Raw genomic sequence first — 964 nt, 5'->3', positions numbered from 1 at the left:
ACTGCCCCGCGAGCTGACCTCCGCGCTGACGGCGCTGAGCCGCCGTGAGGGCAGCACGCTCTTCATGACGCTGCTCGCGGCCTTCCAGCTGCTGCTGGGACGCCACAGCGGCCAGGACGACATCGTCGTGGGCTCCCCCATCGCCGGCCGCACTCGCGAGGAGACGGAAGGCCTCATCGGCTTCTTCGTCAACACGCTTGTGCTTCGCACCCACCTGCGCGGCGAGCCCAGCTTCCGCGAGTTGCTCCAGCGCGTGCGCGAAGTGACGCTGGGCGCATACCTCCACCAGGACGTTCCCTTCGAGAAGCTGGTGGAGGAGCTGGCTCCCGCGCGCGACTTGAGCCGCTCGCCCCTCTTCCAGGTGATGTTCGTCCTGCAAAACGCTCCCATGCCGGAGCTTTGCCTGGGCGAGGCCCGGCTCACGCCATTGCCCATCGCGCAGACGGTGGCGAAGTTCGAGCTGACGCTCCTGCTGGAGGAGACAGGGGAGGGGCTGAAGGGCTCACTGGAATACAACACCGACCTCTTCGACACCGCGACGGTGGCGCGGCTGGTGGGCCATTACCAGACGCTGCTGGAAGGCATCGTGGCCCGGCCGGAGCAGGCCGTGTCGCGGCTGCCCATGCTGACTCACGCGGAGCGCCACCAACTGGTGGTGGACTGGAATCAGACTCGCTCCGACTTCCCACGCGAGCGCTGCATCCACGAGTTGTTCGAAGCCCAGGCGGAGCGGACACCCGACGCGGTGGCGGTGGTCTTCGAGGACCAGCGGCTCACCTACCGGGAGCTGGACCAGCGCGCCAACCAGCTCGGGCACCACCTGCGCTCCCTGGGCGTGGGGCCCGAGGTCCTGGTGGGTCTGTGCGTCGAGCGCTCCCTGGAGCTGGTGGTGGGGCTGCTCGGCATCCTCAAGGCGGGAGGTGCCTATCTCCCGCTGGATCCGAGCTACCCCGAGGAGCGGCTC

At 68.6% G+C, this 964-nt stretch carries 1 protein-coding gene; it reads left to right on the top strand.

Translation table 11 applies throughout. The annotated features are described in order from the left end of the window. On the top strand, positions 1 to 964 hold a 964-nt coding region (locus tag G4D86_RS51720; RefSeq protein ID WP_164003095.1), incomplete at both ends, for a condensation domain-containing protein.

This window comes from Pyxidicoccus caerfyrddinensis (assembly GCF_010894405.1).
Classification (GTDB): domain Bacteria; phylum Myxococcota; class Myxococcia; order Myxococcales; family Myxococcaceae; genus Myxococcus; species Myxococcus caerfyrddinensis.
The sequence above is the reverse complement of the archived record's forward strand: the minus strand, read 5'-3'. Positions and strand labels throughout refer to the sequence as shown.